General features: G+C 55.9%; 24 protein-coding genes. 11 read left to right on the top strand and 13 right to left on the bottom strand.

Annotation, left to right across the window (positions count from 1 at the left end; genetic code table 11):
- Positions 1 to 76 precede the first annotated feature (76 nt).
- The 8 genes from cysM to IAI47_RS05370 all read right to left on the bottom strand — a co-directional run bounded on the left by cysM (position 77) and on the right by IAI47_RS05370 (position 6,662).
- The gene (gene cysM, locus IAI47_RS05405) at positions 77 to 961 is read right to left on the bottom strand and encodes a cysteine synthase CysM (protein ID WP_003848848.1); all 885 of its coding nucleotides are present in this window, start codon (positions 959 to 961) and stop codon (positions 77 to 79) included.
- 81 nt (positions 962 to 1,042) lie between these two features.
- Positions 1,043 to 2,131, bottom strand: coding sequence for a sulfate/thiosulfate ABC transporter ATP-binding protein CysA (cysA, locus tag IAI47_RS05400; RefSeq protein WP_003848847.1), 1,089 nt, complete (start codon positions 2,129 to 2,131; stop codon positions 1,043 to 1,045).
- Positions 2,121 to 2,996, bottom strand: a complete 876-nt coding sequence (cysW, locus tag IAI47_RS05395) for a sulfate/thiosulfate ABC transporter permease CysW (protein ID WP_008926532.1) — start codon at positions 2,994 to 2,996, stop codon at positions 2,121 to 2,123. Before cysW ends, cysA begins: the two co-directional genes overlap by 11 nt.
- A complete protein-coding gene (gene cysT / locus IAI47_RS05390; protein ID WP_003848842.1) occupies positions 2,996 to 3,829 on the bottom strand; it encodes a sulfate/thiosulfate ABC transporter permease CysT in 834 nt (277 codons plus the stop codon). The genes cysW and cysT overlap by 1 nt, the downstream gene beginning before the upstream one ends.
- On the bottom strand, positions 3,829 to 4,830 hold the full coding sequence (locus tag IAI47_RS05385; RefSeq protein ID WP_370581726.1) for a sulfate ABC transporter substrate-binding protein: 1,002 nt from the start codon (positions 4,828 to 4,830) through the stop codon (positions 3,829 to 3,831). The genes cysT and IAI47_RS05385 overlap by 1 nt, the downstream gene beginning before the upstream one ends.
- A 267-nt stretch (positions 4,831 to 5,097) precedes the next feature.
- Complete coding sequence (locus tag IAI47_RS05380) at positions 5,098 to 5,766, bottom strand: RpoE-regulated lipoprotein (RefSeq protein ID WP_255527148.1); 669 nt, start codon at positions 5,764 to 5,766, stop codon at positions 5,098 to 5,100.
- A 13-nt stretch (positions 5,767 to 5,779) separates the two neighbouring features.
- Positions 5,780 to 6,247: a DUF2919 family protein gene (locus tag IAI47_RS05375; protein ID WP_008926533.1), complete on the bottom strand. Its 468-nt coding sequence runs from the start codon at positions 6,245 to 6,247 to the stop codon at positions 5,780 to 5,782.
- Positions 6,237 to 6,662: a GNAT family acetyltransferase gene (locus IAI47_RS05370; RefSeq protein WP_003848834.1), complete on the bottom strand. Its 426-nt coding sequence runs from the start codon at positions 6,660 to 6,662 to the stop codon at positions 6,237 to 6,239. Before IAI47_RS05370 ends, IAI47_RS05375 begins: the two co-directional genes overlap by 11 nt.
- 207 nt (positions 6,663 to 6,869) lie before the next feature.
- Here IAI47_RS05370 and amiA point away from each other — a divergent pair, with 207 nt between their 5' ends.
- From amiA to ampH, 5 genes are all read left to right on the top strand, one after another.
- Positions 6,870 to 7,715 carry an N-acetylmuramoyl-L-alanine amidase AmiA gene (amiA, locus tag IAI47_RS05365; protein ID WP_008926534.1) on the top strand — a complete coding sequence of 282 codons (846 nt, stop codon included), beginning with the start codon at positions 6,870 to 6,872 and terminating at the stop codon, positions 7,713 to 7,715.
- Positions 7,716 to 7,815: 100 nt separating this feature from the next.
- A complete protein-coding gene (hemF, locus tag IAI47_RS05360) occupies positions 7,816 to 8,730 on the top strand; it encodes an oxygen-dependent coproporphyrinogen oxidase (protein WP_008926535.1) in 915 nt (304 codons plus the stop codon).
- A 346-nt stretch (positions 8,731 to 9,076) separates the two neighbouring features.
- Positions 9,077 to 10,027 carry a transaldolase gene (gene tal / locus IAI47_RS05355; RefSeq protein ID WP_003848827.1) on the top strand — a complete coding sequence of 317 codons (951 nt, stop codon included), beginning with the start codon at positions 9,077 to 9,079 and terminating at the stop codon, positions 10,025 to 10,027.
- Between the two features lie 57 nt (positions 10,028 to 10,084).
- A complete protein-coding gene (gene tkt / locus IAI47_RS05350; protein ID WP_008926536.1) occupies positions 10,085 to 12,085 on the top strand; it encodes a transketolase in 2,001 nt (666 codons plus the stop codon).
- A 259-nt stretch (positions 12,086 to 12,344) separates the two neighbouring features.
- Positions 12,345 to 13,508 (top strand): D-alanyl-D-alanine-carboxypeptidase/endopeptidase AmpH, encoded by a 1,164-nt coding sequence (gene ampH, locus IAI47_RS05345; protein ID WP_003848822.1) that lies wholly within the window; start codon positions 12,345 to 12,347, stop codon positions 13,506 to 13,508.
- On the opposite strand, the gene IAI47_RS05340 is transcribed toward ampH, so the two are convergent.
- The 4 genes from IAI47_RS05340 to IAI47_RS05325 all read right to left on the bottom strand — a co-directional run bounded on the left by IAI47_RS05340 (position 13,505) and on the right by IAI47_RS05325 (position 17,540).
- Positions 13,505 to 14,578: a DUF1176 domain-containing protein gene (locus tag IAI47_RS05340; RefSeq protein ID WP_008926537.1), complete on the bottom strand. Its 1,074-nt coding sequence runs from the start codon at positions 14,576 to 14,578 to the stop codon at positions 13,505 to 13,507. The two genes, ampH and IAI47_RS05340, sit on opposite strands and share 4 nt — an antisense overlap.
- 189 nt (positions 14,579 to 14,767) lie before the next feature.
- The gene (gene nudK, locus IAI47_RS05335; RefSeq protein WP_008926538.1) at positions 14,768 to 15,346 is read right to left on the bottom strand and encodes a GDP-mannose pyrophosphatase NudK; all 579 of its coding nucleotides are present in this window, start codon (positions 15,344 to 15,346) and stop codon (positions 14,768 to 14,770) included.
- A 144-nt stretch (positions 15,347 to 15,490) separates the two neighbouring features.
- Positions 15,491 to 16,987 (bottom strand): L-asparagine permease, encoded by a 1,497-nt coding sequence (ansP, locus tag IAI47_RS05330; protein ID WP_008926539.1) that lies wholly within the window; start codon positions 16,985 to 16,987, stop codon positions 15,491 to 15,493.
- Between the two features lie 280 nt (positions 16,988 to 17,267).
- On the bottom strand, positions 17,268 to 17,540 hold the full coding sequence (locus tag IAI47_RS05325; RefSeq protein WP_008926540.1) for a DUF1471 domain-containing protein: 273 nt from the start codon (positions 17,538 to 17,540) through the stop codon (positions 17,268 to 17,270).
- A gap of 257 nt (positions 17,541 to 17,797) precedes the next feature.
- On the opposite strand from IAI47_RS05325, the gene narQ reads away from it, so the two are divergent.
- The 6 genes from narQ (at position 17,798) to IAI47_RS05295 (ending at position 25,816) form a co-directional block, all read left to right on the top strand.
- Positions 17,798 to 19,486 (top strand): nitrate/nitrite two-component system sensor histidine kinase NarQ, encoded by a 1,689-nt coding sequence (gene narQ, locus IAI47_RS05320; protein ID WP_008926541.1) that lies wholly within the window; start codon positions 17,798 to 17,800, stop codon positions 19,484 to 19,486.
- Positions 19,487 to 19,614: 128 nt separating this feature from the next.
- Positions 19,615 to 20,244, top strand: a complete 630-nt coding sequence (locus IAI47_RS05315) for a response regulator (RefSeq protein WP_008926542.1) — start codon at positions 19,615 to 19,617, stop codon at positions 20,242 to 20,244.
- A gap of 166 nt (positions 20,245 to 20,410) precedes the next feature.
- Entirely contained in the window at positions 20,411 to 23,527 is a 3,117-nt protein-coding gene (gene acrD / locus IAI47_RS05310; protein ID WP_008926543.1) for a multidrug efflux RND transporter permease AcrD, read from the top strand.
- Positions 23,528 to 24,107: 580 nt separating this feature from the next.
- Positions 24,108 to 24,476: an ArsC family reductase gene (locus tag IAI47_RS05305; RefSeq protein WP_008926544.1), complete on the top strand. Its 369-nt coding sequence runs from the start codon at positions 24,108 to 24,110 to the stop codon at positions 24,474 to 24,476.
- 1 nt (position 24,477) lies between these two features.
- The gene (gene dapE, locus IAI47_RS05300; protein ID WP_003848801.1) at positions 24,478 to 25,605 is read left to right on the top strand and encodes a succinyl-diaminopimelate desuccinylase; all 1,128 of its coding nucleotides are present in this window, start codon (positions 24,478 to 24,480) and stop codon (positions 25,603 to 25,605) included.
- A 22-nt stretch (positions 25,606 to 25,627) separates the two neighbouring features.
- Positions 25,628 to 25,816 (top strand): YpfN family protein, encoded by a 189-nt coding sequence (locus IAI47_RS05295; protein ID WP_003848800.1) that lies wholly within the window; start codon positions 25,628 to 25,630, stop codon positions 25,814 to 25,816.
- Between the two features lie 31 nt (positions 25,817 to 25,847).
- On the opposite strand, the gene ypfH is transcribed toward IAI47_RS05295, so the two are convergent.
- On the bottom strand, positions 25,848 to 26,528 hold the full coding sequence (gene ypfH, locus IAI47_RS05290; protein ID WP_003848796.1) for an esterase: 681 nt from the start codon (positions 26,526 to 26,528) through the stop codon (positions 25,848 to 25,850).
- Positions 26,529 to 26,598: the final 70 nt, after the last annotated feature.

Below are 26,598 nucleotides of genomic sequence, written 5' to 3'. Positions count from 1 at the left end.
GCGTGAAATACTGTTAAAAAAAAAGCCTGTGGGCAGCAAACGCTGCGCACAGGCTGGGTTCCCGCATCAGCAAAGATTACTGATGATAGAGTCCGGTAGAGAGATAGCGATCGCCGCGATCGCAGGCGATCGCCACCACCACGCTGCCCGGATTAGCCTGCGCAATGCGCAGCGCCCCCGCAACCGCGCCGCCTGAACTGACGCCACAAAAAATACCTTCACGGCGTGCCAGCGCCCGCATCGTTTCTTCCGCTTCTTTCTGCGCCATATCCATCACATCATCCACCAGATCGGGACGGTAGATGCCCGGCAGATAGGCCAGTGGCCAGCGGCGAATGCCCGGAATGCTGCTGCCTTCACTCGGCTGTAAACCGATCACCTTCACGCCCGTGTTGTTCTCTTTCAGGTAACGCCCTACGCCGGTGATGGTGCCGGTCGTGCCCATGCTGGAGACAAAATGGGTCATGCGCTGATTCGACTGCTGCCACAACTCTGGCCCGGTCGTCTGATAATGGCCCAGCGGGTTATCAGGATTATTGAACTGATCCAGCACCCGCCCTTCACCACGCGCGGCCATTGCCTGCGCCAGATCGCGTGCGCCTTCCATGCCCTGCTCTCGCGGCACCAGAATCAACTCCGCGCCGTAGGCACGCATCGCATCCTGCCGCTCCTGACTCATGTTGTCTGGCATCAGCAGGCGAAGACGATAGCCTTTCATCGCTGCGATCATCGCCAGTGCAATGCCGGTATTGCCGCTGGTGGCTTCAATCAGCTGATCGCCGGGTGAAATGTCACCTCGCAGCTCTGCCTGATTGATCATCGACCAGGCTGCGCGATCTTTTACCGAACCCGCCGGATTATTACCTTCCAGTTTGAGCCAGACCTCACTGCCGTTGGCAGGCGTCAGGCGCTGCAACTTAATCAGCGGGGTATTGCCGATGGTATTTTCAAGAGTCGTCACGGTCTGCTTCCTGGCCTGTTACAAACGAGAGGCGAAAAAAAGGCGGGAGTCACACTCCCGCCCGTTGTTGATGAGAAAATATCAGGCGCTTTGTGCAAAGGCAACCGGGCGCAACGGTGTGTCACCTTTATAGAGGCGCGCCTGCTGCAGGCCTACGAAGAGACGCTCGCCACGAATCGGGGCCGTCTGATCACCTTCAAACACCAGCGAGAACGGCTCGCTCTGCCAGCCAGCAGGCTGCACCACCAGCTGCCAGAAGTGGCCACGCGGGCTCACTTCCAGCACCTGCACCGGCAACGGGGTTTCCAGGCTGCTGCGGCGCGACACGTCGATTTCCCACGGACGCAGGAACAGCTCCACGGCGCCCTGATGTGCCGAGGTATAGCCCAGCGGCCAGTGATGCGCGCCCACGTGGAACTGCGATCCCTGAATTTCGCCATCAAAGCGATTCACTTCACCCAGGAACTCCAGCACAAAGCGGGTTGCCGGATCGCGCCACACATCATCTGGCGTGCCGACCTGTTCGATGTTGCCCTGGCTCATCACCACCACGCGATCGGCGACTTCCATCGCCTCTTCCTGATCATGGGTCACAAACACACTGGTGAATTTAATCTCTTCATGCAGCTGACGCAGCCAGCGGCGCAGCTCTTTACGTACCTGAGCATCCAGCGCGCCAAAGGGTTCATCCAGCAGCAGAATCTGTGGTTCAACCGCTAATGCACGCGCCAGGGCCACACGCTGTTTCTGGCCGCCCGACAGCTGTGCCGGGAAGCGATTCGCCAGATGGGCCAGCTGCACCATCTCCAGCAAACGGGTGACACGTTGTTTGATCTCCGCCGTTGAAGGACGTTCACGACGCGGCAGGACGGTCAGGCCAAAGGCGATGTTGTCGAACACCGTCATATGACGGAACAGCGCATAGTGCTGAAACACAAAACCGACCTGACGGTCGCGCGCATGCAGGCGGCTGACATCGTTGCCATGAAAACGGATCTGACCGCTGTTCTGATGCTCCAGCCCGGCGATAATACGCAGCAGCGTGGTTTTACCCGAGCCTGATGGGCCAAGCAGCGCCACCATTTCACCCGAGGCAATATCCAGAGAGATATCGTTCAGCACCGAGGTGCGACCAAAGGACTTGTTGATCTTGTTAATCTCAATGCTCATGATTTCCCTCCTGTTGCAGGCGTTTGTGCTGTTGCTCTAAACGCCACTGCACAATGCTTTTCAGAAACAGCGTCACAATTGCCATCAGGGTTAACAGTGCGGCTGCGGTGAACGCGCCAACGGTGTTGTAGTCCTGATGCAATAATTCAACCTGAAGCGGTAACGTATAGGTCTCACCGCGAATCGATCCCGAGACCACCGAGACCGCACCAAATTCACCAATCGCACGGGCGTTGGTCAGCACGATGCCGTACAGCAGCGCCCAGCGTATGTTCGGCAGCGTCACACGACGGAACATCTGCCAGCCAGAGGCGCCTAACAACACCGCCGCTTCATCTTCATGACTGCCCTGACTCAGCATCACCGGAACCAGTTCGCGGACCACAAACGGACAGGTCACAAACACCGTCGCCAGCACCATACCCGGCCAGGCAAACATAATCTGGATGTTATGCGCATCCAGCCAGCCGCCTGCCGGACCATTCACGCCCCAGAACAGCAGGTACATCAGACCGGCGACAACCGGCGACACGGCAAAAGGAATATCGAACAGGGTCAGCAGCAGCTGACGTCCCGGAAAGGTAAAGCGCGTGACCAGCCAGGCAAGCAGCGTGCCGAATACCAGGTTAACCGGAACGGTAATCAGTGCCACCATGACAGTCAGCCAGATAGCGTGCAGCATGTCCGGGTCGGCCAGATTGCTGAGCGCCACGATCAGGCCCTGATTGAGCGCCTCCCAGAAGATGGAGGCCATCGGCACCACCAGCAGCAGAACAGAAATCAGTACGCCAGTACCAATCAGCAGCCACTTGCCCCAGTTCACCGGCTGACGCGCCGCGTGATTAAGTTGTGAAACCTCAGCCATTAGTGACCTCCCAGACGACGGCCAAAGCGGCTCTGTAATGTGTTAATGGCGAATAACAGAATCAGCGAGGCCGTCAGGATCACCGAGGCGATGGCGCTGGCCGCCGGATAGTCGAACTCCTGCAGCCGGACAAAAATCATCAGGGAGGTCACCTCGGTTTTCCAGGCGATGTTACCGGCAATGAAAATCACCGCACCAAACTCACCCAGGCTGCGCGTAAAGGAGAGTGCCGTACCGGCCAGCAGCGCAGGGGCTACCTCTGGCAGCACCACGCGGCGGAAGCTCTGCCACGGTGTGGCACCCAGGGTTTCGGCGGCCTCTTCATACTCCGGGCCTAACTCTTCCAGCACCGGCTGTACGGTTCGTACCACAAACGGAATGCTGGTAAAGGCCATGGCAATGGCGATACCAATCCATGTGTAGGAAATTTTGATGTCGAAATGGGCGAACCACTGTCCGTACCAGCCGTTGACCGAAAAGAGTCCGGCCAGGGTGAGACCCGCTACGGCGGTAGGCAGTGCAAAGGGCAGATCCATCAGACCGTCCAGCAGTGCACGGCCCGGGAAGCGATAACGGGTCAGAATCCACGCCATCAGCATGCCGAACACGGCATTAAACAGTGACGCAACACCGGCAGAGAGCAGCGTCACTTTATAGGCGGCAATCAGCTGCGGGTTAGTCACCACATCCCAGTACTGCTGCAGCGTCATCTGCGACAGCTGCATGATCACCGCGCTGATCGGCAGCAGCAGAATCAGGCAGGTAAAGAGCAGGCTGGTGCCAAGGCTGAGACCAAAGCCGGGCAATACGCGTTTATGGCTGGCTGCAAACATTATCCGCGCCCCGCCGCTAACAATTTATCGAGCTCACCACCGCTGGCAAAGTGCGTCTTCATTACTTTGTCCCAGCCACCAAAGGCATCTTCCACCCGGAACAGGCTGGTCTGCGGGAAGCGATCTTTCTGCGCTGCCATCAGCTGTGGATTATTCACGCGATAGTAGTAGTGCGTAATAATATTCTGCGCTTCTGGGGTGTAGAGATAGTTCAGGTATGCGCTGGCCGCATCTGCGGTTTTGTTGGTGGCGACGTTCTTATCCACCCACGCCACCGGAAACTCCGCCAGAATATTGGTTTTCGGCACCACGACTTCATATTCATCTTTGCCGTACTGGTTACGGATGTTATTCACTTCCGACTCAAAGCTAATCAGGACGTCGCCCAGACCGCGCTCAGCAAAAGTCGTCGTCGCGCCACGACCACCGGTATCAAACACTTCCACGTTTTTCAGGAACTGCGTCATAAAGGCCTGCGTTTTGGCCTGATCGCCGCCATCGGCTTTGTCCGCTGCGCCCCAGGCGGCCAGATAGGTGTAGCGGCCATTACCGGACGTTTTCGGATTCGGGAAAATCAGCTTTACATCGCTGCGGGTCAAATCTGACCAGTCGTGAATCTGCTTTGGATTTCCTTTGCGCACCAGAAACGCCATGGTGGAGTAGAAAGGTGAGCTGTTGTTCGGCAGACGGCTTTTCCAGTCTGCGGCAATCAGGTTGCCTTTATCGTGCAGCACCTGCACATCCGTCACCTGATTGTAGGTCACCACATCCGCGCGCAGTCCCTGCAGGATAGCCAGCGCCTGTTTTGATGAACCGGCATGTGACATCTTGATAGTGAGCGGATCGCCTGGATGTGTGGCATCCCACTGTTTAACAAACGGAGCATTCAGGGCAACAAACAGCTCCCGCGACACATCGTAAGAGCTATTAAGAAGTTCAGTGGCGTTGGCTGCGCCAGCAAGGCTCAGCGACAACGCGATACCGCTCACGATTTTTTTCATCGCTTGTAATGTCATTTGGCACCCTGAAAAAGTTTGATGCGGATCTCACCCGCTGATGCATCAGTTTATTTATAACTCAGTGAAAACCAGTAACGGTTTTATATATCGTTTAATGATTTCAAAGTCGAAAAAAGCATAAGACGGCGGCAGAGTTTATGCACAAATCAGCAAAAGCCGATGGGGAGAGGGAACCGCGTGCAGCGTGGGCTGGCAGGGGTTCTGAGCTGTTCAGCGGCCGCCAGGGGGCGGCGCGCTGATAAGGCAGGCTTAACGCTGCCAGACAATCTTGCTGATTTTCCAGTTTTTCAGGGTATCGTCAGAAGGCATCAATCCTTCCGGCCCGTGCCAGTCGCCATGATAGACATAAGTCAGATGCTGAGTGCCTGGCGCACGGCACGCCACGTCACGCGCGTCGGGGCCGCTGGCTAAGGTGCAGTTGTCGAAGGCTTTGCTGAACTTATTACTGAAGGCATCACCCACTTTGCTGCCGTCGCTGCTGGCGATCGCGCTGTCCATGACCTCGATACGATCGACCTGCGACTCTCCGTAAATCACCAGCTTAACTTTTCCATCATTCAGCGCCTGCCAGAATGAAATCACCTGACCATTCTCGCTACGCATGCCCTGTCGCAGCGAATAGTCACCGTTCAGTCCGGCACTGATCGCGTCCTCTTTCATGGCGGTCGAGGCGGTTAACCCACCCACGCCCTGTTCAGTCGCGGTCAGCGTGGAACCAAACCAGTTCCATGGCAGCGCAGAAGACCAGTGATACGTCAGCGGATTCCACCAGCTTGCCTGCTGGCTGCTGTCAGCGCCGGAACCCGAACTGGCACAGCCGCTCAGTGCAACGGCGGCGATCAGTAGCGTGGAACGAACAGTTTTATGAGAACTCCTGTAAATACGATGCCGGAAAGGCGGAAATGATTGGAGTCGCAAAGCGACAAAAAGTTTAGTTGAGATGGTGTTCGGGCAGAAAGCAGTCGCGGCAGCGGCGATTAAACTGCAGCCAGATCAACGCCAGCAGGTCGAACAGCGTCAGCAACAAGGGCAGCGGTGAGCTGAGCAGATCACCCTGCACAAACTGCCAGCCCTGCCAGAGGAGATTCACCAACAGCGACAGCGCCAGTACGCTGCGCCAGTGCTGCCAGAGTCGCGGCAGGCGCGTGCGATAACCGGTCAGCAGCAGGCCCGCCAGCGCGGGTAAACCCAGTGCCAGTCCGATCCAGAACGCCTGACGATCCGGATAGAACAGCGCCAGCAGACCGTTGCCCTGTTGACGTGACGCGCCAGCCATCGCCAGCAGCAGCCAGGTTCGGGCCTGAAGCAACAGGATTAGCCAAAAAAGAAACGGCAGCCGTAGCTGCCCTTTCGCGTCGTATTCGTCCGGCTGATAGCCAGGCAACGGATTAGTATTCACGATCTTCAATCAGACGCTTACCAAACAGCAGCGCATCAACCGGCTCATAATCGAGCTTCTCATAAAACGCCACCACCTGATCGTTCTCTTCACGAATCATCAGATGCAGTTTCGGACAGCCTCGCGCGATCAGCTTTTTCTCCAGACGGTTCATCAGCGCATTCGCGAAGCCGCGTCCCTGATAGTCAGGATGCACCGCCAGGTAATACGCCGCGCCACGGTGACCATCGTAACCGCCCATCAGCGTGCCAACGACGACACCGCCCACTTCAGCGACCAGAAAGAGATCGGGGTCGTGATTCATTTTGCGTTCGATATCCAGCTCCGGATCGTTCCATGGCCGTAACAAATCGCAACGTTCCCATAAGGTGATCACTTCTTCAAAATCTTCCTGGCGGAAGGCGCGGATTTCCATCTTCTTTACCTGCAAATAAGCACAATTTGCTGATTATCACGCATTCTCTGCTGCACGCAACCCTCCATGGCGAGGGACAAATAAAAAAGCGCAAATTTCCTGTTCGCGACCTGCAATACAAAGTAATGCCCTGAAATGGTTCTGTGATCGCAGGCAGCAGAGGCTTAGGCTATAACACCGGCAAGATTCCTGTTACCGGACCCCCACATGCACCTGCTTAAACGTTTGATTCATCGTCGTCAGTTACTGCTTTCCGGGCTGGCGCTAGCCATTTTAACGCCGCGTGCGGTTCAGGCTAAAGAAAAAACCCTGACCGGAGCAAATCCTCATACGCGCCCGGCTCCACCAGCGAAAAACGGCAAACGCATCGTCATGATCGATCCTGGCCACGGTGGCATCGACTCCGGTGCTGTTGGCGAAGAGGGTTCAGAAGAGAAACACATCGTGCTGGAGATCGCTGGCAACGTGCAGCGCCAGCTCCAGAGCCATCCGCGCATTGAAGTGCGCCTGACCCGCGACAGCGACCATTTTATCCCGCTCTATCAGCGCGTCGAGATCGCGCATCAGCACGGCGCCGATCTCTTTATGTCGATTCATGCCGACGGCTTTACCAGCCCCGACGCCAGTGGCGCCTCCGTATTTGCGCTCTCTAATCGTGGGGCCAGCAGCTCCATGGCGCGTTACCTGTCACAGCGGGAGAACGATGCAGACAAACTGGGCGGCGTGAAAGCGCAGCAGCAGGATCACTATCTGCAGCAGATCCTGTTCGACCTGGTGCAGACTGACACCATCAAGAACAGCCTGACACTGGGCAAGCACGTGCTGGACCAGATCCGACCGGTGCATCATCTTCATAGCCAGCACACCGAGCAGGCGGCCTTTGCGGTACTCAAGTCACCGTCGATCCCCTCCGTGCTGGTTGAGACTTCCTTTATTACCAATCCGCGCGAAGAGCAATTACTCGGCACGACGGCGTTTCGCCAGAAAATTGCCTCTGCAATTGCCAGCGGCATCGTCAATTACTTTGATGAGTTTGACCGCCGCAACGCCTGATGCAGATAGCCGGTTTAGGTCCGGGCACTCGCCGTACTCATGCAAGCGGCGCGGTTTTGCGTATAATCGCGTCAGACTTTGACAAACGATAAGCGAAAAGATGGCTGATATTTCACGCGTAAAAGCATTCCTGCTCGCACTGCAGGATGAGATTTGTAACCAGCTGGCAGCTGAAGATGGCGGCGCACAGTTTGCCGAGGATAGCTGGCAGCGTCCTGGCGGCGGCGGCGGTCAGAGCCGCGTCCTGCGCAATGGCGCGGTGTTTGAGCAGGCAGGCGTCAACTTTTCGCATGTGCATGGCGATCAGATGCCAGCATCAGCTACCGCGCACCGGCCAGAGCTGGCGGGTCGTAGCTTTGAAGCGATGGGGGTTTCTCTGGTGATCCACCCGAAGAATCCCTATGTGCCCACCAGTCACGCCAACGTGCGCTTCTTTATCGCCGAGAAACCGGGTGCCGATCCGGTCTGGTGGTTTGGCGGCGGCTTTGACCTGACCCCCTTTTATGGCTTCGAAGAAGATGCGCTGCACTGGCATCAGACTGCAGCAAACATTTGTCAGCCTTTTGGTGAAGATGTTTATCCACGCTACAAAAAATGGTGCGACGACTATTTTTATCTGAAGCATCGTGATGAGCAGCGCGGCATTGGCGGTCTCTTTTTTGACGATCTCAATACGCCCGACTTTGAGCAGAGCTTCAGCTTTATGCAGTCGGTAGGCCGCGGCTTTATCGATGCTTATCGGCCCATTGTGGCGCGCCGTAAAGATCATCCTTGGGGCGATCGTGAGCGCCAGTTCCAGCTCTACCGCCGTGGTCGCTATGTGGAGTTTAATCTGGTGTGGGACCGTGGCACGCTGTTTGGCCTGCAGACCGGTGGCCGCACAGAATCGATCCTGATGTCGATGCCACCGCTGGTGCGCTGGGAATATGATTACCATCCCGAGGCCGGCTCTCCTGAAGCGGCTCTCTATCGCGATTTCCTGCCGGTGAAAAACTGGCTGAACCTGCCCGTCTGATTTCTTCTGCCGCTGCAGCGCGAGCCTGCCCCCGCGCTGCGCTTACCTCTCTCCTGATCGGTTTATTCTTTTTTACAGGGCACGGATTGCTACAGTGCAGCCTGCGTCATTCCGCGTGACTGCTATGCTTACAGATGGAATATGGCGCATCCCACGGTAAAAACCGCATGACGGCTCCTTCGCACCGCCTCGCAGCGCAACAATCAGAGAAACCGCATTTCCATCAGAAAGTCTCTGTTGCAATGTTATGGGTTCGCGTTACCGGTAGCAGAACATGCCACAGACCGGCTGCGAGGCCTGAGGTGCTCCCTGTTCGCTTTCATTTTTCTTTTCAAGGAGTTTAGAGATGAATCAGTTAGAAGCCCTAAAACAGTTCACCACCGTGGTGGCGGACAGTGGTGATATCGAATCGATTCGTAATTACCATCCGGAAGACGCTACCACCAACCCCTCACTCATTCTGAAAGCGTCCGGTCTCGAAGGGTATAAACACCTGATGGATGACGCGATTGAGTACGCCAAAAAACAGGGTGGCAGCAAAGAGACCCAGATTATTAATGCCAGCGACAAAGTGGCGATCAACCTCGGTATGGAAATCCTGAAGAGCATACCGGGCCGTGTTTCGACCGAAGTGGATGCGCGCCTCTCCTTCGATCGTGGCATGTGTGTCACCAAAGCAGAAAAACTGATTCGGATGTATGAAGAGCACGGTATCGACCGCTCTCGCGTACTGATTAAGCTGGCGTCGACCTGGGAAGGTATCCGTGCAGCAGAAGAGCTGGAGAAAAACGGCATTAAGTGCAACCTGACACTGCTCTTCTCCTTTGCCCAGGCGCGTGCCTGTGCCGAAGCGGGCGTGTTCCTGATCTCCCCGTTTGTTGGCCGCATCTATGACTGGTACAACTCACGCAAGCCGATGGAACCCTATGTGGCGGATGAAGATCCCGGCGTGAAGTCTGTGCGTCGCATTTACGATTACTACAAAAAGCACCGTTACAGCACCATCATCATGGGTGCCAGCTTCCGTAAAGTGGAGCAGATTATCGCGCTGGCGGGCTGCGATCGCCTGACGATCTCCCCCAACCTGCTGGAAGAGATGCAGAACAGTGATGCGCCGCTGGAGCGCAAACTGGAGCCCTCCACAGAAGGCTTCCATCAGCCATCGCCGCTCTCCGAAGCGGAGTTCCGCTGGGAACATAACCAGGACCCGATGGCCGTTGAGAAACTCTCTGACGGCATCCGCCAGTTCGCGGTTGACCAGCAGAAACTGGAAGATGTGCTCGCCGCACGCCTGTAGTCCTCATTTTAATCGGGCGGGACATTCCCGCCCTGATGCATAACAAGGGAGAACTGTATGTCCTCACGCAGAGAGTTGGCAAACGCGATCCGTGCACTGAGCATGGATGCCGTCCAGAAGGCAAATTCAGGCCACCCCGGTGCGCCGATGGGTATGGCCGATATCGCCGAAGTGTTGTGGCGCGACTTCCTCCAGCATAATCCGACCAATCCCGCCTGGCTTGATCGCGACCGCTTTATCCTCTCCAACGGCCACGGCTCCATGCTGCTTTATAGCCTGCTTCACCTCAGCGGCTATGACCTGCCAATTGAAGAGTTGAAAAATTTCCGCCAGCTGCACTCTAAAACGCCAGGTCACCCGGAAATTGGCTATACCCCAGGCGTTGAAACCACCACCGGCCCGCTGGGTCAGGGACTGGCTAATGCCGTGGGTCTGGCGATTGCAGAACGCACGCTGGCCGCGCAGTTTAACCGTCCGGACCATGACATCGTCGATCACCACACCTATGTGTTTATGGGCGATGGCTGTCTGATGGAAGGGATCTCGCACGAAGTCTGTTCACTGGCGGGCACCCTGGGCCTGGGTAAACTGATTGGCTTCTACGACCATAACGGTATTTCAATCGATGGTGAGACCGAAGGCTGGTTTACCGACGACACCCACAAACGCTTTGAGTCCTACAACTGGCATGTGATTGGCGACATCGACGGACATGACGCTGATGCTATTCGTGACGCCATTAAAGAAGCACAGAGCGTTACCGATAAGCCTTCACTGATTATCTGCCGCACCATTATCGGTTTCGGATCACCGAACAAAGCCGGTAAAGAGGAGTCGCACGGCGCAGCGCTGGGTGAGGCTGAAGTTGCTCTGACCCGTAAGCAACTGGGCTGGAACTACCCGGCGTTTGAAATCCCGGCTGAAATCTACCAGCAGTGGGATGCCAAAGCGGCGGGTGCTGAACGTGAAAAAGCCTGGGATGCGAAATTTGCCGCTTACAAAGCAGCCTATCCTGAGCTGGCGAAAGAGTATGAACGCCGCATGAATGGCGAAATGCCGGCCAACTGGGAAACTGAAGCAGCCCGTTTCATTCAGGAACTGCAGGCTAATCCGCAGAAAATCGCCAGCCGCAAAGCGTCACAAAATTCGCTGGAAGCGTACGGTAAAATGCTGCCGGAATTCCTTGGCGGCTCGGCCGATTTGGCACCGAGTAACCTCACTATCTGGTCAGGCTCCAAATCGATCAAAGAGGATCCGGCCGGTAACTACATTCACTACGGCGTGCGTGAATTTGGCATGACGGCGATTGGTAACGGGATCGCGCACCATGGCGGTTTCGTTCCTTACACTGCCACCTTCCTGATGTTTGTTGAATATGCGCGAAACGCCGCGCGTATGGCGGCGTTAATGAAGGCGCGTCAGATTCTGGTCTACACTCATGACTCCATCGGTCTGGGCGAAGATGGCCCGACGCACCAGCCGGTTGAGCAGATCGCCAGCCTGCGTCTGACGCCAAACATGAGCGTATGGCGTCCTTGTGACCAGGTGGAAACGGCGGTGGCGTGGAAAGCGGCTATTGAGCGCCATCACGGTCCAACCGCGCTGATCCTCTCCCGTCAGAACCTGCTGCAGCCGGAACGTACCCCGGAGCAGATCGAAAATATCAAACGCGGCGGCTACGTGCTGAAGGATTGCGACGGCACGCCAGACGTGATTCTGATCGCCACCGGTTCTGAGATTGAAATCACGCTGGGTGCAGCAGAAAAACTCACCACGGGCGGTCACAAGGTGCGGGTGGTTTCACTGCCTTCAACTGACCTGTTTGATGCGCAGGATGCCGCTTACCGCGAATCTGTTCTGCCGAGCGGCGTGAAAGCGCGTGTGGCAGTCGAAGCAGGTATTGCTGACTACTGGTTCAAGTATGTCGGTCTGGATGGTGCAATTGTCGGGATGACCACCTTTGGTGAGTCCGCCCCTGCCAGCCAGCTGTTCGCAGAGTTTGGCTTCACGGTTGAGAATATCGTCAGCCATGCTGAAGCATTACTCAAGCCTGTTTAATGCCTGCGCCCTTCCCGGCTCACCGGGAAGGGCCATTTCATCTTAAAAACTGAAACAGAAAAAAACCTCTATTCCCCTCTTCACGCCCCGCGCAAACTGATTACTATAGAGCCGTCCTATTCAATGCTGCCTGTACGCTGGCTGGCCCTCTTTTCCTGCTGTTGTTCCTGCCGGGATAAAAACGGGTCTGACCTGCCGCATTCTGATGAGTGAAGGCAGATTTTCTCCGATATCTATAGCGAAGCCACTTCCGTTGAACATGCGTACACCCTATTTACTGGCCCTGATGGTTTCACTGCTTCCTTTAAAAAGCATGGCGCAGGTCGCGCCCGATCCGCTGCTGGCTTCTCAGATTGTTGATCGCTATGCGGAACATATTTTTTATGGCAGCGGTGCAACCGGCATGGCGCTGGTGGCGATAGATGGCAATCAGCGGGTGTTCGCCAGCTTCGGTGACACCCGTCCCGGCAACAATGTCCGTCCGCAGAAAGATTCACTGATTCGCATCGCCTCGCTGAGTAAGCTGATGACCAGTGAAGTGATGGTGAAGATGGCTGAACGCGGACAGATTCGCCTTGACGATCCCCTGAGTAAATATGCGCCTCCAGGTGCACGCGTGCCCACGTATAACGGCCAGCCTATTCGCCTGATTAATCTCTCAACCCACACCAGCGGACTGCCGCGCGAACAGCCGGGCGGCAAAGCGCAGCGTCCGGTGTTTGTCTGGCCGACGAAAAGCGAGCGCTGGACATGGCTGGCGCGCGCCAGCCTTAAAGCGGCACCCGGCAGCAGTGCCGCCTACTCCAACCTGGGCTACGATCTGTTGAGCGATGCGCTGTCACGCGCCGCCGGCACCCCTTATCCGGCGCTGTTTCAGCAACTGATAACCCGCCCGCTCGGCATGAAAGACACCACCTTTACGCCGTCGCCTGAGCAGTGCGGACGCCTGATGGTGGCGGAGAAAGGTGCCAGCCCGTGTAATAACACGCTGGCGGCGATCGGCAGCGGCGGCGTCTATTCCACGCCGGATGATATGGGCCGCTGGATGCAGCAGTTCCTTAACTCTTCCGTAAACCATCGCACGCCGCAGATCGATCGACTGCAAACGCTGATTTACCGTCGCGATCAGCTGCACAAAGTTGAAGGCATGGATGTGCCGGGTAAAGCGGATGCACTGGGTATGGGCTGGGTCTATATGGGGCCAAAAAATGGTCGCCCGGGCATTATTCAGAAAACCGGCGGCGGTGGCGGTTTCATCACCTATATGGCGATGGTGCCGCAGCATAACGTTGGGGTGTTTGTCGTGGTGACGCGCTCGCCGCTGACCCGCTTTACGCCAATGAGCGACGGCGTGAACAATATGCTGGCCGAACTGGTGGGTAACCAACTGGGCTCACCGATGATGGTGCAGGCCATTCCTTAACGCTGCTGTACGCTAACGTCAGACTGGCTGACCCACAGGGTTGGCCAGTCATCACTGCTGTGCCAGGCGTCACAGGTCGACTCTTCCGCATACTCCGCTAACACAAAACGCGTGCCATCAAACTGCCAGCGTGTCGCACTGCCACAATCGCCCAGTCCCCGTCCTTTACCAAAGGTGTAGAGCTGGCCGCTGGCCGCATCATACTCGGCGTTAATCAGCTCCAGCTGACGATCGCTGGCACCCGGCGGTGTAAACGGCAGGGTTAAGGTAATACCCCGTGCCACGTAAGGCTGGCTGCGTGTCACTTCAAACGCCAGATCGATCACGTTATAGGCCCCCATTTCACAACTGACCAGCAGCAGCGCGCGCTGGTCAGTGAGGGGAGCCACGCTGACTTCCCGGCGTAGCGGATCGAGTGAACAGGAATCGGTATTGACCCGCCAGGTGCCGTAATCAATGAGTCCGCTGGTCTCATCGCGCGTCAGTGCTGCGGGCGGCTCGACAGCAGGCCGCAATGGCGGCAGCGCAGGCGGCGGCGGAACGTCCCAGCTGGCACGGTCGCCACGTTTGATCCACGCGCTCAGGCTGTTGACCCGACCCTGGGTGTCATCCATCAGCAACAGTGCAGCTTTCATGCCGCGCAGCGAGATCAGCGCATTGGGATCAAAGGTGAGCTGCAGGGTTTTCGCCTCCATCACCAGATCAAGGAACTCATCTATCGCGATGGTATTGCTGGTGGCGAGATGATGAGGTTCTACCGTCCAGTGTTTGAGGTCGGGCTTAAGGCGGCGCTGATCGAGCAGCAGGTTATCCTGAAGCGGACCGCCAGGCAGCGCACCACTGTAGGCGCTGCCATAGTCAATACGCAGCAAGGGGCGATCGTTGACGCCCGCATGACGCGAAATCGTCATCACCAACCCTTTGTCGCCTGGAATATTGCGCGCCACGCAAAAGGCGACATTGTTGCAGGTAATTTGCCAGTCGTTGAATGACTTTTGCAACGGTTCCGCCTGAACACAGGCAACCCACAAAGACGGCAACAGCCACAGCGATTTCATCCAATACGACATTAAGAAAATCGATCCCCGAATAACCAGAATGGAGAGGATAGCGCATCAACGGGCCTGGCAGGGTTCGCATTCTGTGAACCTGTGCAAAAAGCGCAGTTAAGTGCTTAAAAAGCGTACATAAGGTGGATAAAGCTGCATCCTTCCACGTTCAGCGCTGCTGCGCGGCAACAGGTATGACAGATGGGTTTCCTAAGGCCTCAGCCATCCCGCAATCTGCGCATGCTGTAGCAGCATAATGGTTTTACCGTCGCGAATACGGCCATCGGCCACCATCGCCAGCGCATCAGGGAAGCTCAGTTCCAGCACATCAATTGACTCATCCTCAACGCCACCGCCTGGGTTGTCGCGCAGTGATTCGTTGTATTCTGCCGCAAAAAAGTGGATCAGTTCGGTCACGCCGCCCGGCGACATATAGCAGGTAAAGAGTGTCTCCACCTCACCGACTGCATATCCGGTCTCTTCAATCGCCTCTTTGCGGATGCAATCTTCCGGGGAGTCGTCGTCCAGCAAGCCCGCGCAGGCTTCAATTAACATGCCGCCGTCGTTGCCGTTGACGTACGTCGCGATGCGGAACTGGCGCGTCAGGACGACGCTATTCTTTTCGCGATTATAGAGCAGGATGGTCGCCCCGTTTCCGCGATCGTAGACTTCGCGTTTATGACGGATAACCTCGCCACGGCGATCGGTGATGTCATAGGTGTAGTTGCGCAGCACAAACCAGTTTTCAGACAGGAGCTTATTTTTGATGATGTTGATCTTAAACGACATGGAGACTCCGCTACCGCATAAAGGGAGTTATTCATCATAGGGCCAGGCTTGCCGGAAAACTATCCTAATTCGCATTGCCAGAAAGGCGATTAGCGGCCAAAAAAAAGCCAGCCCGAAGGCTGGCCCTGATTGATGCAGACCTGATCAGCGTGACGTATCGTCAGCCAGTCGGGTTGACTGAGGCTCATCCTCATGATGATCCTGTTCGGTCTGCGCGATAGCGTTAACACGCTTACGCACACCAAACCATCCCAGCACCAGCAGCACTGCAATCAGCGGAATAGAGGCAATGGTGTACGTCCCGTTCGGGTAGTCAAACGCCATCAGCACCAGCACGCTGAACAGGAACAGCAGCGTCAGCCATGAGGTGAACGGCGCACCTGGCAGCTTGAAGCTGACATCATCTGCTTTGCCTTCTTTGATCGCTTTGCGCAGACGCAGCTGGCAGACCACGATAAAGGCCCAGGAGGAGATAATGCCCAGTGAGGCAACGTTCAGGACGATCTCAAATACCTGAGAAGGCACATAGTAGTTAAGCACTACACCAATGACATAAACGGCAATGGTGACGAGAATACCGGCATAAGGGACCTGCTGACCGTTCATCTTTGACATGAATTTCGGTGCAGAGCCACCCATCGACATGGAACGCAGAATACGCCCGGTTGAATAGAGGCCGGAGTTCAGGCTGGAGAGCGCTGCGCTCAGGACCACGATGTTCATGATGCTGCCAACGTAAGGCACGCCAAGTTTCGAGAAGAATGTCACGAATGGACTCTGGCCCGCCTGATAGGCATTCCATGGCAGCAGCAGCACCAGCAACACAACCGAACCGACATAGAACAGACCAATACGCCAGATCACACTATTGATCGCTTTCGGCAGCATGGTTTGCGGGTCTTTACATTCACCGGCCGCCGTACCGACCAGCTCAATTGAGGCAAAGGCGAATACGACGCCCTGAATCAGCACCAGCGCGGGCAGCAGGCCGTGCGGGAACAGGCCGCCGTTATCAGTAATCAGATGGAAACCGGTGCTGTTGCCATCCAGCGGCTTGCCGGTGCCAAGAAACACCACACCCACCACCAGGAAAATCACAATCGCCAGCACTTTCACCAGCGCAAACCAGAACTCCATCTCGGCAAACCACTTAACGCCAATCATGTTCATGGTGCCGACAATCGCCAGCGCGCCCAGTGCAAAGACCCATTGTGGCACATCACCAAACGCGCCCCAGTAGTGCATGTAAAGCGCAACGGCGGTGATATCGACGATACCGGTCATCGCCCAGTTGACGAAATACATCCAGCCTGCAACGTAGGAGGCTTTCTCACCCAGGAATTCACGGGCATAAGAGACAAAGCTGCCACTGCTCGGGCGGTGTAACACCAGTTCGCCCAGCGCACGCAGAATGAAGAAGGAGAAGATGCCACACACCAGATAGATGAGGGCTAACGCGGGGCCTGCAGCCTGCAAGCGGCCACCGGCACCCAGGAACAAACCGGTGCCGATAGCACCGCCGATCGCAATCATCTGAACGTGACGGTTACCCATCGCTTTCTGGTAGCCAGCATCGTGAGAATTCAGCCAGCGCCGTTTCGCAGCGCGCATCTCACCTGGGGTTTTCTTTTTGGATTTCATAGCATTCCTGTTTGTCCGGACTATCAGTCGTCGTCTCCCCAATGCGGACGTAACGTCCTGCAAAATGGGGGATTTTCCTCTGTGCCTTTGCCCGTGAGTGAGTGCCGGGCAACGCGGGAATTTACGGCGATGAATCCTACCCGTTCTGCAAGAACGAAGCAAAATATACCGGGCAGATGCACAGGCTGATTTGTAAGAATCCATCATGATGCACAAAAACAAAAAAACCGGCCATTTTCAGGCCGGTAAAAGCTACAGGGATGGAAACAGGAGGGTTGGGTTAGCGATAAATCTCTGCGGTGCCGCTCCACAGGCTGGAATCGCCTGGATTATCGACACCGATAACACGGTAATGGCTGGCGCCCATCTCTTGCGCTTTTTGCGATAACTGGCGATTCGCATCATCCAGTGAACCGCGTACGCCGGAAACAGACACACTGCCGATGCTCTGCATACCCAGCGCCTGTGACCGATCGACGGGCGCGGCGGCGAAGGTGGCAAATGAGGCGGTAGCCAGTAAAGCACCCGCCAGTACAGCACTCAGTTTTTTCATTGGATGCTCCTTGATCTGTGATCGGGATTGCGTTGCTAATGACTGAGTGAATTATTAGCGCTGCAATGAAAAGCAACATCGGCACGATGTAAACCTGTTCCCTTTTTAACCGTAAAATCGTAACGCATCCTGGGAAGTGTCAGTCGAGGTCATTTTATGTGCGACCTGTAATGTCCTGTGCGATAAACAGGGAAGGGATCATTTGCGTTGCGTGACTTCGCTCATATAATTCCCCCACTCAGAAGAGGGCCATTCATGTGATCGTTAAACGTTCAGTTACACAAAGCATCGCTCGGGCCCTCAGCGCCATTGTCCTGCTGTCGCTTCTCACCACCAGTCTGGCCTTAGTCACGCTACTCAGCAGTCAGCGCGACGCCGAGGCGATTAATCTGGCGGGTTCACTGCGCATGCAGAGCTATCGCATGGCCTGGGATGCCAGCCGTCAGCCGCAAAACCTGCCGCAACATTTCGCGCGCTATCAGCAAACGCTGGATGCGCCAGTGCTGCACAATCTTGATCGGCCCTGGGTACCACGCGAAGTGGGCGTTCGCTACCAGCGACTGCGCGCCGCCTGGCCTCTCCTGCAACAGGCGTTGCAACGGGGTGATAGCGTGGCCTTGCAGCAGCAGGTGCCCATTTACGTCGGGGAAATTGATCGCTTTGTTCTGGGTCTGCAACGCTATACCGAATTAAAAATGCATCTGGTGGCCGCCAGCAGCCTGGTCGGTGTTATTGCGATTGTGGCGCTGGCGCTCATGACGATTCGCTTTACCCGACTGCATGTCGTGCGGCCACTGAATGCGCTGGTCAAGGCCAGCCGCTACGTCGAGAATGGCAACTTTGCTTTTCCGCCGTTGCACGTTGAGCAACAAAATGAGCTGCGGGTTCTGTCGCATGCCTTTAGCGGTATGGCGGCACGCCTGCATTCGCATTACCAGTTGCTGGAGAGTACGGTTCGCGCAAAGACGGAAGACTTAACTCAGGCGAATCGCACGCTGTCGCTACTCTATGACAGCTCACAAATGCTGACCGCCAGCCCACTGCATCCGGCGTTGTTTGAAGCGGTGCTGACCACGGTGCTGACGCGTGAAAAACTGACGGCAATCTGGCTCGAGAGCGACCAGTTTCAGTTCCGCGCCGGTGACGAAAAGGCGGCTGGTGAGTGGCAACGTCAGCCATTACAGCAGGATGAGCAGCAGATTGGCGAATTGCGCTGGCAGACATGTGGCGCTTCCCCACCGGATGAGCTGATGCGCAGTCTTGCGGCGATGCTGGGACGCGCAATCTGGATCTGGCAGGCACAGCAGCAGTATCAACAAATGCTGCTGATTGAAGAGCGAACGACGATTGCCCGGGAATTACATGACTCACTGGCGCAGTCACTCTCCTTTTTACGTATTCAGCTGACCCTGTTACGCCGCACCGTGGACAAGGATGACAGTGCCGCCCATGCGATTATCGCTGACTTCGATCAGGCGCTGGCTGATGCCTACCGTCAGTTGCGCGAACTGCTGACCACCTTCCGCCTGACCATTGAGCAGGCAGATCTGGTGGCGGCGATGCAGGCAATGATCGCCTCGTTGCAGGAAAAGAGCGGCGCAGAGATACATTTTAACTATCAGACCGGCCTGCAGAGTCTGGAGGCACAGCAGCAGGTACATGTCTTGCAGATCGCCCGGGAGGCGTTGCTGAATGCGATCCGTCATGCGAGTGCGCAGGTGATCAACGTGGACTATCAGCACAGCAATCAGGGTGAGCACTTACTTACAATAACGGATGACGGCGTGGGCATCGGCAGTACTAACGAACCTCCAGGCCATTACGGTCTGACGATTATGGCTGAACGTGCCCAGCGCCTTAATGGTAATCTGACCCTTCATGCACAGGATCAAGGGACACGGGTTGAACTGCGCTTTCCACCGCAACCGGCACGGCAGCTAACGTAATTTATCCTTCAAATAATTAAAACACGCTACTGGCTACAGATAGCAGGCTATTAAAGGCTGAACACAGGCATACCGGTGCGCGATACGTGTTGCCCCGCCGCAGTCTGAAACGATAAAACGGAGAAATTATGCAACAGCCCGCATTAACATTGATGATTGTGGATGATCACCCTCTGATGCGCCGCGGCGTTCGTCAGCTGCTGGCACTGGATCCCCGGCTGGACGTGATCGCCGAGGCTAACAATGGCACCGAAGCGCTGGCGGAAGCCCGCCGTCAGGAACCTGACATCATTCTGCTCGACCTCAATATGAAAGGCATGTCCGGGCTGGATACCCTAAAGGCGCTGCGCCACGAAGGTATCAGCTCGCGCATCCTGGTGCTGACCGTCTCCGATGCCCGCAGTGATATTTTTGCCATGGTGGATGCCGGTGCCGACGGCTATCTGCTCAAGGACAGCGAGCCAGAGATTCTGCTGGGACATATTCTGCAGGCATCGCGGGGCGAGAAAGTCTTTAGTGAGGGCGTCGCCAGCTATCTGGATAACCGTCAGCACAGCGCCGACCCTCTGCGTCTTCTCACTGACCGCGAGTGCGACGTGCTCCAGGAGGTGGCGCGTGGCCTGTCAAACAAAGAGATCGCTGCCATTCTGCATATCTCTGAAGAGACAGTGAAAGTGCATATCCGTAACCTTCTGCGTAAGCTGGATGTCCGTTCACGCGTTGCCGCCACGGTGATGTGGCTTGAAAGCCGCAAATAGCCAACGAATTTACATTTTCTCCTCAATTTCTCCACGATTTCCCTCGCTGCCGCACGTAAAGTGAAAGGCGGCGGAGAATCGTGTAAAGACCCTGCGACCTTTCTGCCTGTGGCCCGTTGCCGGTGGGCCTGACCGATAATAATAAGTCCTGAGGAGTGTCGATTTAATGTCGAATTTCTTTATCGACCGCCCCATTTTTGCCTGGGTGCTGGCGATTCTGCTGTGCCTGTGTGGCACCCTTTCGATTATTTCGCTGCCTGTTGAGCAGTATCCCGATCTGGCTCCACCTAATGTGCGTATCACCGCTAACTATCCCGGCGCATCCGCCGAGACGCTGGAAAACACCGTGACTCAGGTGATCGAGCAGAACATGACCGGCATCGATAATCTGATGTACATGTCCTCGAACAGCAGCAACACCGGTCAGGCGCAAATCACCCTCACCTTTACTGCCGGGACCAATCCCGACGAAGCCCGCCAGCAGGTTCAGAACCAGTTGCAGTCCGCCCTGCGCAAATTGCCGCAGGCGGTGCAGTCGCAGGGCGTGACGGTCAACAAAACCGGTGACAGCAATATTCTGATGGTGGCCTTCGTCTCGACCGACGGCAGTATGGATAAGCAGGATATTTCAGACTATGTCGCCAGTAATATTCAGGACCCGCTGAGCCGTATTGATGGCGTCGGCCAGGTTGATGCTTACGGCTCGCAATATGCGATGCGCATCTGGCTCGATCCCAACAAACTGATCGCTTACGCGCTCACCACCGACGATGTCGTCAATGCAATCCAGTCGCAGAATACCCAGGTGGCTGTGGGTCAGGTCGGTGGCCTGCCGTCGGTGGAGAAACAGGCACTTAACGCCACGGTCAACGCCCAGTCGATGCTGCAGACCCCCGAGCAGTTCCGGGCCATTACCCTGAAGAACAATCCCGACGGTTCTGTGGTGACGCTGGGCGATGTCGCCACCGTGGCGCTGGGCGCAGAGAAGTATGATTATCTGAGCCGCTATAACGGCCAGCCTGCGTCAGGCCTGGGCGTGAAGCTCGCGTCCGGTGCCAATGAGATGAACACTGATAAGCTGGTACGGGCGCGTATAGAGGAACTCTCGCACTATTTCCCTCACGGCCTGGAAGCAAAAATTGCCTATGAAACCTCGCCGTTCGTCAAAGCATCAATTACCGATGTGGTGAAGACGCTGCTTGAAGCAATCGTGCTGGTATTTGGCGTGATGTATCTGTTTATGCAGAACTTCCGCGCCACCTTAATTCCCACCATTGCGGTGCCGGTAGTGCTGTTTGGCACCTTTAGCGTCCTTTATGCCTTTGGATTCAGCATCAATACCCTGACCATGTTTGCCATGGTGCTGGCGATAGGACTACTGGTGGATGATGCCATTGTGGTGGTGGAGAACGTTGAACGCATCATGCATGAAGAGGGACTTTCGCCGCGTGCTGCCACACGAAAATCGATGGGACAGATTCAGGGTGCACTGGTGGGTATCGCGCTGGTGCTCTCTGCGGTGTTTGTGCCAATGGCGTTTTTCGGCGGTACCGTTGGCGCCATTTATCGTCAGTTCTCAATCACCATTGTCTCGGCGATGGTGCTGTCAGTGCTGGTAGCGATGATCCTGACGCCAGCGCTCTGTGCCACACTGCTCAAACCCGCTGCGCAGGGCGAGGTGCACGAGCGTCGCGGCTTCTTCGGCTGGTTCAATCGCCACTTTAATCGTAATGCTGACCGCTATGAACGCGGCGTTGCGGGCATCCTGCGCACAGGTGGTCGCTGGCTGCTGGTCTATGTCGCGATTATTGGCCTGATGGCGTTTCTGTTTCTGCGTCTGCCGACGTCGTTTCTGCCGCTGGAAGATCGCGGCGTATTCCTGACTCAGGTTCAGCTTCCGGCAGGTGCGACGCTTGAGCAAACGGCCAGCGTCGTTGCCAAAGTCGAAAATTATTATCTCACCAAGGAGAAGGCCAACGTACTGTCGGTTTTCTCCACTATCGGTGCCGGGCCGGGCGGCAATGGACAGAACGTCGCACGTCTGTTTGTCCGTCTGAAAGACTGGGAAGCGCGGCCCGGCGCCGATCGGACTTCGTTTGCGATTATCGATCGCGCGACCAAAGCGTTTCAGAAGATTAAAGAGGGCCGGGTGATTGCCAGCAGTCCACCTGCTATCACCGGCATGGGCAGCAGCTCTGGTTTTGACATGGAACTGCAGGATCACGCCGGTATCGGCCATACCCAACTGATGGCGATGCGCGACAAACTGCTGGAGATGGCAGGCAACGATAAGTCGCTGTCACGGGTACGGCACAATGGACTGGATGACAGTCCGCAGCTGCAGATCGATGTCGATGCCCGTAAAGCGCAGGCGCTGGGCGTGTCGCTGGATACCATCAACGACACGATGACCACGGCCTGGGGCTCAACCTATGTGAACGACTTTCTTGATCGCGGCCGGGTGAAAAAGGTCTATGTACAGGCCGCCGCCGAATTCCGCATGCTGCCGGACGACGTCAATAAGTGGTATGTGCGCAACAGCAGCGGCAAAATGGTCCCCTTCTCCGCGTTTGCCACCAGCCGCTGGGAGACCGGCTCACCCCGTCTTGAACGCTATAACGGTTATTCTTCACTGGAGATTGTCGGGGAAGCGGCTAATGGCGTCAGCAGCGGCACGGCAATGGACGAGATGGAAAAGCTGGTGAATGCCCTGCCGCTGGGCGTCGGGTTCCAGTGGACAGGTGCTTCTTATCAGGAGCGCCTCTCTGGCTCACAGGCACCGGCGCTGTATGCGATATCGTTGCTGGTTGTATTCCTCTGCCTGGCCGCACTGTATGAAAGCTGGTCAATTCCGTTCTCGGTGATGCTGGTGGTTCCACTGGGTGTCGTCGGCGCGTTGATTGCGACCTGGCTGCGCGGACTGGAGAATGATGTCTACTTCCAGGTGGGCCTGCTGACAGTCGTCGGGTTATCCGCCAAAAACGCCATCCTGATTGTGGAATTTGCTAATGAGATTAACAGTAAAGGACGCGAACTGGTGGAGTCCACGCTGGAGGCATCGCGTCAGCGTCTGCGACCGATTCTGATGACCTCGCTGGCCTTTATCTTTGGCGTGCTGCCGATGGCAATCAGCAGCGGCGCAGGCTCCGGCAGTCAGCACGCGGTAGGAACCGGTGTGATGGGTGGAATGATCTCCGCCACGCTGCTGGCGATCTTTTTTGTGCCGCTGTTCTTTGTGCTGGTTCGCCGTCGCTTCCCGCTGAAAGAGAAGCCACTCGACTGATCACTGAGGCAAATAAAAAGCGGCCACTGATGTCAGTGGCCGCCTTATTTCTGTGTGTGGTAAGAATTCCAGTCAGCAGGTTTACCCCGCCTTTACCTCAGCCTGTTACTTGTTGCGTAACATTGCTTCGATAAATTCTTTCCAGGTTCCCATTTCAGTGTCAATCATGATGCCCTCTCTTATTGTGCTGGCGATGTTACGCTCTTTTTTTAATCAGGTGAATACGGTTACACCTGTTTTATTTATCGGCAAGCCTGATAAAAACATGAATTCTGCCGGTTCTGGAAGCTGACGCACATTTCAGCAACTCCTTAACCCGATTGAAAATAATTTATTTTAAGCCCAGCGGTAGACTATTTTATCTGCATGGCGAAATTCCGAATAAAATAATGCTAAGCAAGGTAATGATTACCTGAGAAATTGATAGCGGTTACCCGAGGATAAACGGTGGCTTTCACGACACGATCGCGGGTCAGATTCCCGCGCCCCGGCAACTGCCGCAACGGATCACACTATGGTAAACTCGCGCTTTGGCTGCTTTTTCAGCTTTTACTTCTCACAGGACAATAAGGATCGGGCAATGAGCACGCAGTGGGTGATGTTCGGGATTAAAAATTGCGACACCATAAAAAAAGCCCGGCGCTTTTTAACAGACGCAGGCGTTGAGTATCACTTTCACGATTACCGTGCCGATGGCCTGAGCGATGTCCTGCTGCAGGAATTTATCGATGCGCTGGGCTACGAAGCCCTGCTTAATACCCGCGGCACCACCTGGCGTAAACTGCCAGAGACCGACCGTGAAGGGGTTACCGATGCCAGCAGCGCCAAAGCGCTGATGCTGGCGCATCCCGCCATGATTAAGCGCCCGCTGTTGCGCACCCCGGATGGCAGTTTGCTCGCCGGTTTCAGCGAAGCCACCTATCAGAATGCTATCCAGGAGAGGTCATAATATGTTTTGCCCGGTCATTGAGCTGACGCAGCAGCTTATTCGTCGCCCTTCCCTCAGCCCCGATGATGCCGGATGTCAGGCTCTGCTGATCGCCCGTCTTGAAGCTATTGGTTTTAAGATTGAAACGATGAACATCGACGACACCCTGAATTTCTGGGCCACCCGTGGCGAAGGTGAAACACTGGCGTTTGCCGGTCACACCGATGTGGTGCCGCCTGGCGATGCCAGTCGCTGGATCAACCCACCTTTTGAGCCCACCATACGCGATGGCATGCTGTTTGGTCGTGGTGCGGCCGACATGAAAGGTTCACTGGCCGCCATGGTGGTAGCTGCCGAACGTTTTGTTGCAGCACGTCCCCATCACAGAGGGCGACTCGCCTTTATGATTACCTCTGATGAGGAGGCCAGCGGGACCAACGGCACGGTTAAAGTGGTTGAACGGCTGATGGCGCGCCGGGAACGGCTCGACTATTGCCTGGTCGGTGAGCCGTCCAGTACGGAAGTGGTCGGTGACGTGGTGAAAAATGGCCGTCGTGGATCAATTACTGCCAACCTGACGGTGCATGGTGTGCAGGGGCACGTCGCCTATCCGCACCTTGCGGATAATCCGGTCCACCGGGCAATGCCAGCACTGAATGAGCTGGTCGCCACGGAGTGGGATCAGGGAAATGAGTTCTTCCCGGCAACCAGCATGCAGATTGCCAATGTCCAGGCGGGCACCGGCAGTAACAACGTGATCCCTGGTGAGCTGTTTGTGCAGTTTAACTTCCGCTTCAGCACTGAACTCACTGATGAGCTGATTCGCCAGCGCGTCGAAGCATTGCTGGATCGTCACCAGCTGCGTTACACCATTGAGTGGAAACTTTCGGGTCAACCCTTCCTGACCACGCGCGGTAAGCTGGTTGATGCCGTCGTAAAAGCTGTCGCGCACTATAATGAAATTAAGCCGCAGCTGCTGACTACGGGTGGAACCTCTGATGGCCGGTTTATTGCCCGGATGGGGGCGCAGGTGGTTGAACTGGGACCGGTAAATGCCACCATTCATAAAATCAATGAGTGTGTGAAAGCTTCAGATCTGCAGATGCTGAGCCGGATGTACCAACGCATCATGGAACAACTGATCGCCTGATGGCGATGTTAAGGAGCAGCAAATGGAATTTATTAAAGATTACTGGTGGATCCTGGTGATCCTGCTGATGGTTGGCGTGCTGATGAACGTTTATAAAGATCTGAAACGCATCGATCACAAGAAGTTTATGGATAACAAACCAGACCTGCCGCCGCATCGTGATTTCAACGATAAATGGGATGACGACGATAACTGGCCGAAGAAGAAGTAAACGAAAATGCCCCTGCTCTGCAGGGGCATTTTTACATCAACGCGATAACGTCATCGTCACCGGGTTTTGCGCCGCTTAACGCCTCATCAAAGTAGCGTTTTGGCACCGTATAACGCAGATGATTCAGCGCCAGTTCCATACTGCGGTGATCGATGGCATGCGCCAGATCGTCAACGATGTCCAGAGTGACGTCGCCCCCGCGGGCGGTCAGCCGCTGCTCCGCCTCCTGTGCATGGTGCAACGGGATCTGCTCATCATAATCACCGTGGATCAGATGAATCGTGGTGCGGGTACTGGCTTTCTCCGGCAGCGTGATAAACCTGCCATTGAACACCACCGCGCGGCCCGCCAGATCAGGATTCGCTTTGACGCCTTCCAGCACCATACTGCCACCCTGGGAAAAACCGACTAAGGCTGTCGCTTCCGCCCGCACGCCGCTCTTTTTTTGCCAGTGACGCACCGACTCGACAAACTGCGGCATCGCCGCATCAACCCGCTGCTGGATAGTCTGATCGTGCAGGTCAGTTTCGCCAAACCACTGACGAACCGCGCCAGGCGAGCCAACGGACACCACCAGCGCGTCGGGGAAGGTTTTCGCAAACCAGTGACCAATCTCACCCATTGAATCCGGGTTATCGCCAACGCCATGGTAGAGCAGAAACAGCTGTGCTGTGGTAGCAGGCTGTTGAACGATTACATATTTCAGTGTCATGTTGTTGACCTCCTGTGTTCACTCTACGCCGCGTAGCAAAAAATGATATGGGGATAATTTGAACCAGCTG

Source organism: Pantoea sp. MT58 (assembly GCF_014495885.1).
Taxonomy (GTDB): Bacteria; Pseudomonadota; Gammaproteobacteria; order Enterobacterales; family Enterobacteriaceae; genus Pantoea; species Pantoea eucalypti.
The sequence above is the reverse complement of the archived record's forward strand: the minus strand, read 5'-3'. Positions and strand labels throughout refer to the sequence as shown.

Coding starts and splice junctions, on each gene's coding strand:
- amiA (WP_008926534.1), top strand. CDS start 6,870: ATGCACCTGCTTAAACGTTTGATTCATCGTCGTCAGTTACTGCTTTCC.
- IAI47_RS05315 (WP_008926542.1), top strand. CDS start 19,615: ATGCAACAGCCCGCATTAACATTGATGATTGTGGATGATCACCCTCTG.
- hemF (WP_008926535.1), top strand. CDS start 7,816: ATGGCTGATATTTCACGCGTAAAAGCATTCCTGCTCGCACTGCAGGAT.
- tkt (WP_008926536.1), top strand. CDS start 10,085: ATGTCCTCACGCAGAGAGTTGGCAAACGCGATCCGTGCACTGAGCATG.
- dapE (WP_003848801.1), top strand. CDS start 24,478: ATGTTTTGCCCGGTCATTGAGCTGACGCAGCAGCTTATTCGTCGCCCT.
- IAI47_RS05340 (WP_008926537.1), bottom strand. CDS start 14,578: ATGTCGTATTGGATGAAATCGCTGTGGCTGTTGCCGTCTTTGTGGGTT.
- ansP (WP_008926539.1), bottom strand. CDS start 16,987: ATGAAATCCAAAAAGAAAACCCCAGGTGAGATGCGCGCTGCGAAACGG.
- IAI47_RS05295 (WP_003848800.1), top strand. CDS start 25,628: ATGGAATTTATTAAAGATTACTGGTGGATCCTGGTGATCCTGCTGATG.
- IAI47_RS05385 (WP_370581726.1), bottom strand. CDS start 4,830: ATGAAAAAAATCGTGAGCGGTATCGCGTTGTCGCTGAGCCTTGCTGGC.
- cysT (WP_003848842.1), bottom strand. CDS start 3,829: ATGTTTGCAGCCAGCCATAAACGCGTATTGCCCGGCTTTGGTCTCAGC.
- IAI47_RS05325 (WP_008926540.1), bottom strand. CDS start 17,540: ATGAAAAAACTGAGTGCTGTACTGGCGGGTGCTTTACTGGCTACCGCC.
- IAI47_RS05305 (WP_008926544.1), top strand. CDS start 24,108: ATGAGCACGCAGTGGGTGATGTTCGGGATTAAAAATTGCGACACCATA.
- IAI47_RS05370 (WP_003848834.1), bottom strand. CDS start 6,662: ATGGAAATCCGCGCCTTCCGCCAGGAAGATTTTGAAGAAGTGATCACC.
- nudK (WP_008926538.1), bottom strand. CDS start 15,346: ATGTCGTTTAAGATCAACATCATCAAAAATAAGCTCCTGTCTGAAAAC.
- cysW (WP_008926532.1), bottom strand. CDS start 2,996: ATGGCTGAGGTTTCACAACTTAATCACGCGGCGCGTCAGCCGGTGAAC.
- acrD (WP_008926543.1), top strand. CDS start 20,411: ATGTCGAATTTCTTTATCGACCGCCCCATTTTTGCCTGGGTGCTGGCG.
- ampH (WP_003848822.1), top strand. CDS start 12,345: ATGCGTACACCCTATTTACTGGCCCTGATGGTTTCACTGCTTCCTTTA.
- ypfH (WP_003848796.1), bottom strand. CDS start 26,528: ATGACACTGAAATATGTAATCGTTCAACAGCCTGCTACCACAGCACAG.
- tal (WP_003848827.1), top strand. CDS start 9,077: ATGAATCAGTTAGAAGCCCTAAAACAGTTCACCACCGTGGTGGCGGAC.
- cysA (WP_003848847.1), bottom strand. CDS start 2,131: ATGAGCATTGAGATTAACAAGATCAACAAGTCCTTTGGTCGCACCTCG.